The sequence below is a fragment of the Nocardioides sp. genome (assembly GCF_035697785.1).
GTDB lineage: Bacteria > Actinomycetota > Actinomycetes > Propionibacteriales > Nocardioidaceae > Nocardioides_B.
Window position 1 is genome coordinate 1 of the sequence record NZ_DASSCL010000042.1, and the last position, 4,383, is coordinate 4,383.

The window sequence follows — 4,383 nt, forward strand, 5'->3', positions numbered from 1 at the left end:
AGCGTCTCCTGGTAGCCGGTCATGCCGGTGGAGAACACCGCCTCGCCGAACGTCTCGCCCTCGGCGCCGAAGCCCTCGCCGTGGAAGGTGCGGCCGTCCTCGAGCACGAGCAGTGCGGCCTGCCGGGGGGCGGGCCTGTCGAGACCAGTCACTGAGAACGCTCCTTCGCCAGCTTGGAGATCGCCCGGATCCAGGCGTTGTGGGCTTGCCGGACACTTGCGACGCCCTTGTCCTCGACCCCTGGCCGGGAAGTGTCGGTGAGCCGGAAGCCGGTGTCGAGTGTGTGCTCACCGTGCTGCCAGGTGACCACGAGCAGCCCGTGTGGCGGGACGACCTTGCCCGCGATGCCCTGGTCGTGCCGTGCGCCCCGCAGCGCGGCCGCGGGGATGCGGAACGACCCGGCCAGCCGGATCACGTCGAGCCCCTCGCTCGAGAGGTTCAGCCGGCACTGGCTGCGGGCGCCGAGGCCCTGGGCGACGACCCGGTCCAGCCAGTCGCCCGCGACCGTCGTGCCGAAGTAGCGGGCACCGCCGGACACCTTCGCCGTCGGCAGCGCGTCGACGGCCGGCACCGGCACCAGCGGCGGCAGGTCGTGCTTGGTCGCACGGCCACGCCACCCTCGCCACATGGCGACGTAGGCGACGACGACCACGCCGAGCAGGATTGCCACGGCGTGCCAGGTCTGCATCCTCAGGCCGGCTTTCCGTCGAGGACGGTCGGCTTGCCGCGCAGGAACGTCGCGACCACCCGACCGGGCAGCTCGCGTCCGGCGTACGGCGTGTTGCGCGACAGCGAGGCCAGCTCCGTCTGGTCGACGACTCGCGTGACGCTCGGGTCGTAGAGCACGACGTTGGCGGGCTCCCCCACCGCCAGCGGGCGGCCGTGGCCGGACAGCCGGCCGATCTCGGCGGGTTTGGCCGACATCCGCTCCGCGACGCCCGCCCAGTCGAGCAGCCCGGTGTCGACCATCGTCTGCTGCACGATCGACAGCGCGGTCTCGAGGCCGAGCATCCCGAACGCCGCGGCCTGCCACTCGCAGTCCTTGTCCTCGTGCGGATGCGGCGCGTGGTCGGTGGCGACGACGTCGATGGTCCCGTCGGCCAGCCCGGCCCGGAGGGCCTCGACGTCGGCGGACGATCGCAGCGGCGGGTTGACCTTGTAGATCGGGTCGTACGTCGCCGCGAGCTCGTCGGTGAGCAACAGGTGGTGCGGGCACGCCTCGGCCGTGACGTTCCAGCCCTTGCTCTTGGCCCAGCGCACGATCTCCACCGAACCGGCGGTCGAGACGTGGCACACGTGCAACCGCGAGTCGACGTGGGCGGCCAGCAGGCAGTCCCGGGCGATGATCGCCTCCTCCGCGACGGCCGGCCAGCCGCGCAGTCCGAGGCGACCGGAGAGCTCGCCCTCGTTCATCTGGGCGTCCTCGGTCAGCCGGGGCTCCTGCGCATGCTGCGCGATGACACCGTCGAACGCCTTGACGTACTCCAGGGCCCGGCGCATCAGCACCGCGTCGGAGACGCACTTGCCGTCGTCGGAGAAGACCCGCACCCGCGCCGCGGAGTCGGCCATCGCGCCGAGCTCGGCGAGCCGCTCACCGCCGAGGCCGACGGTCACGGCACCGATCGGGAACACGTCGCAGTGACCGGCCTCGCGGCCGAGCCGCCAGACCTGCTCGACCACACCCGCGGTATCAGCGACCGGGTCGGTGTTGGCCATGGCGTGCACGGCGGTGAAGCCGCCCAGCGCGGCGGCGAGCGTGCCGGTCTCCACGGTCTCGGCGTCCTCGCGGCCGGGCTCGCGCAGGTGGGTGTGCAGGTCGACCAGCCCGGGCAGGGCGACGAGCCCGTCGGCGTCGAGCACGTCCGCCTCGTCGGCCGAGAGCCCGGTGCCGATGCGCTCGATCACCCCGTCCCGCAGCAGCAGGTCGGTGGGATCGCCACCGAGGATCCGGACGTTCTTGACCAGGTAGGTGCGGGTCATCAGGCTTCCTTGTCCGTCGTACCGACTGCGGGTTCGCTGCCACCCAGCAGCAGGTAGAGCACGGCCATCCGGACCGCGACGCCGTTGGTGACCTGCTCGACGATGACGGACCGTTCGGAGTCGGCCACGTCGGCGGTGATCTCCATGCCGCGGATCATCGGGCCGGGGTGCATCACGATCGTGTGGTCCTGGAGGGTCGCCATCCGGCGGCCGTCGAGGCCGTAGCGGCGGCTGTACTCGCGCACCGTCGGGAAGAACGCGGCGTTCATCCGCTCCCGCTGCACGCGCAGCATCATCACCGCGTCCGCCTTCGGCAGCACCGCGTCGAGGTCGTACGACGTCTCGGCGCCCCAGCCCTCCACGCCGTATGGCAGCAGCGTCGGCGGCGCGACCAGCGTCACCTCGGCCCCCAGCGTGCGCAGCAGCAGCGCGTTGGAGCGGGCCACCCGGCTGTGCAGGACGTCGCCCACGATCGCCACCCGGCGACCGTCGAGGTTGCCCAGGTGACGCCAGAGCGTGAACGCGTCGAGCAGCGCCTGGGTCGGGTGCTCGTGGGTGCCGTCGCCGGCGTTGACCACGCTGGAGCGCGACCAGCCCGCGTTGGCGAGCAGGTGCGGGGCCCCGGACGCCCAGTGGCGTACGACGACGGCGTCCGCGCCCATCGCCTCCAGGGTCAGCGCGGTGTCCTTGAGCGACTCGCCCTTGCTCAGCGAGGAGCCCTTGGCGGAGAAGTTGATCACGTCGGCCGAGAGTCGCTTGGCGGCCGCCTCGAACGAGATCCGTGTGCGCGTGGAGTCCTCGAAGAACAGGTTGACGATGGTGCGGCCGCGCAGCGCGGGCAGCTTCTTGATCGGCCGGTCCGCCAGCGACCGCAGCTCTTCGGCGGTCTGCAGGATCAGCTCGGCGTCGTCGCGGGTCAGGTCCCCGGCGCTCAGCAGGTGCTTCTTCATCAGGCCTCCACTCCGGAGCCGGAGATGACCACGGCGTCCTCGTCGTCGAACTCGGCGAGGTGCACCGACACCTTCTCCACCAGCGAGGTGGGCAGGTTCTTGCCCACGAAGTCGGCCCGGATCGGCAGCTCGCGGTGGCCGCGGTCGACCAGGACGGCCAGCCGCACGGCCCGCGGCCGGCCCAGGTCGTTCATCGCGTCGAGGGCGGCACGGATGGTGCGGCCGGAGAACAGCACGTCGTCGACCAGGACCACGACCTTGCCGTCGATCCCGTCGGTGGGGATCTCGGTCGGCATCAAGGTCCGTGCGGGCCGCATCCGCAGGTCGTCGCGGTACATGGTCACGTCGACGGACCCCACCGGGATGTCGACGCCCTCGACATCGGCGATCTTGGTGGCGATGCGCCGGGCGAGAGGTACGCCGCGGGTGGGGATCCCGAGCAGCAGGAGATCGGAGGCGCCCTTGTTGCGCTCCAGGATCTCGTGGGCGATGCGGGTCAGAGCGCGGGAGACATCACGCGCATCCATGACGGTGGAACCGCTGGTGGACTGTGCCGTACGGGCAGCCTGTGCATTCGGTTGTGCGCACACGAGCTCGTCGGACCTCCTTCTCCGCCTCACGGGACGGCTCGTTAAAGGATGTCGATCGATCACGCAGACCCTAACAGCCCCTCGGCCGTCAGCTCACGTCGACGCGGCCGTTGTCCCACCCGATGGTCGATTCCCACTAGGGTCGGTCGCCATGAGCGACGTACCGAGCCCGCAGATCCCCGACCAGACGGTGGCCCTGGCCAGCCGTGCCGCGATGCCGCTCCTCGGCTTCGGTACGTGGCAGATCAAGGGCGACGACGCGGTCGCCGCGACGGCCGCTGCGCTCGACTCCGGATACCGGCACCTCGACACCGCCACCGTCTACGGCAACGAGGCCCAGGTGGGCCGGGCTCTCGGCGAGAGCGGCGTGGCCCACGACGACGTGTTCGTCACCACGAAGTGTCCGCCCAACCGTGCCGGCGAGGAGAGGAAGGTGCTCGACGAGAGCCTCGCCGCCCTGGGCACCGACCACCTGGACCTCTGGCTGATCCACTGGGACGTCGAGGACCCGGACGCCCGGCTGGCCATGTGGCGTGCCCTGATCGCGGCCCGCGACGAGGGCCTCGTGCGCGACATCGGCGTCAGCAACTACTCCGTGGAGATGATCGACGCGCTCGTCACGGACACCGGCGTCACACCAGCTGTGAACCAGATCGAGTGGAGTCCGTTCCTCTTCGACGCAGCCCTCCTGGAGGAGCACCGGGCCCGCGGCATCGTCCTGGAGGGCTACAGCGCCCTGCGCAACGGCACGCTGACGGATGCCACGATCACCGGCATCGCGGACCGGCTCGGGAGGACCCCCGCCCAGGTCATCGTCCGCTGGCACGTCCAGCACGGGATCGTGGTCATCCCCAAGTCGACGA

Annotated in this window: 6 protein-coding genes; 1 reads left to right on the forward strand and 5 read right to left on the reverse strand. The window is 71.1% G+C overall.

Going from position 1 to position 4,383, the window contains the following annotated elements:
* From VFH10_RS04370 to pyrR, 5 genes are all read right to left on the reverse strand, one after another.
* Positions 1 to 152, reverse strand: a 152-nt coding sequence (locus VFH10_RS04370) for a carbamoyl-phosphate synthase domain-containing protein (protein ID WP_325126329.1), incomplete at its 3' end; no start/stop codon positions are given.
* Complete coding sequence (locus VFH10_RS04375) at positions 149 to 688, reverse strand: hypothetical protein (RefSeq protein ID WP_325126323.1); 540 nt, start codon at positions 686 to 688, stop codon at positions 149 to 151. The genes VFH10_RS04370 and VFH10_RS04375, both read right to left, overlap by 4 nt.
* A gap of 2 nt (positions 689 to 690) precedes the next feature.
* Positions 691 to 1,980: a dihydroorotase gene (locus tag VFH10_RS04380; protein ID WP_325126325.1), complete on the reverse strand. Its 1,290-nt coding sequence runs from the start codon at positions 1,978 to 1,980 to the stop codon at positions 691 to 693.
* Positions 1,980 to 2,930 (reverse strand): aspartate carbamoyltransferase catalytic subunit, encoded by a 951-nt coding sequence (locus tag VFH10_RS04385; protein ID WP_325126326.1) that lies wholly within the window; start codon positions 2,928 to 2,930, stop codon positions 1,980 to 1,982. Before VFH10_RS04385 ends, VFH10_RS04380 begins: the two co-directional genes overlap by 1 nt.
* Entirely contained in the window at positions 2,930 to 3,520 is a 591-nt protein-coding gene (gene pyrR, locus VFH10_RS04390) for a bifunctional pyr operon transcriptional regulator/uracil phosphoribosyltransferase PyrR (RefSeq protein WP_325126331.1), read from the reverse strand. Before pyrR ends, VFH10_RS04385 begins: the two co-directional genes overlap by 1 nt.
* Positions 3,521 to 3,671: 151 nt before the next feature.
* Here pyrR and VFH10_RS04395 point away from each other — a divergent pair.
* Positions 3,672 to 4,383: aldo/keto reductase (locus tag VFH10_RS04395; RefSeq protein ID WP_325126327.1), on the forward strand; the 712-nt coding region annotated here is incomplete at its 3' end.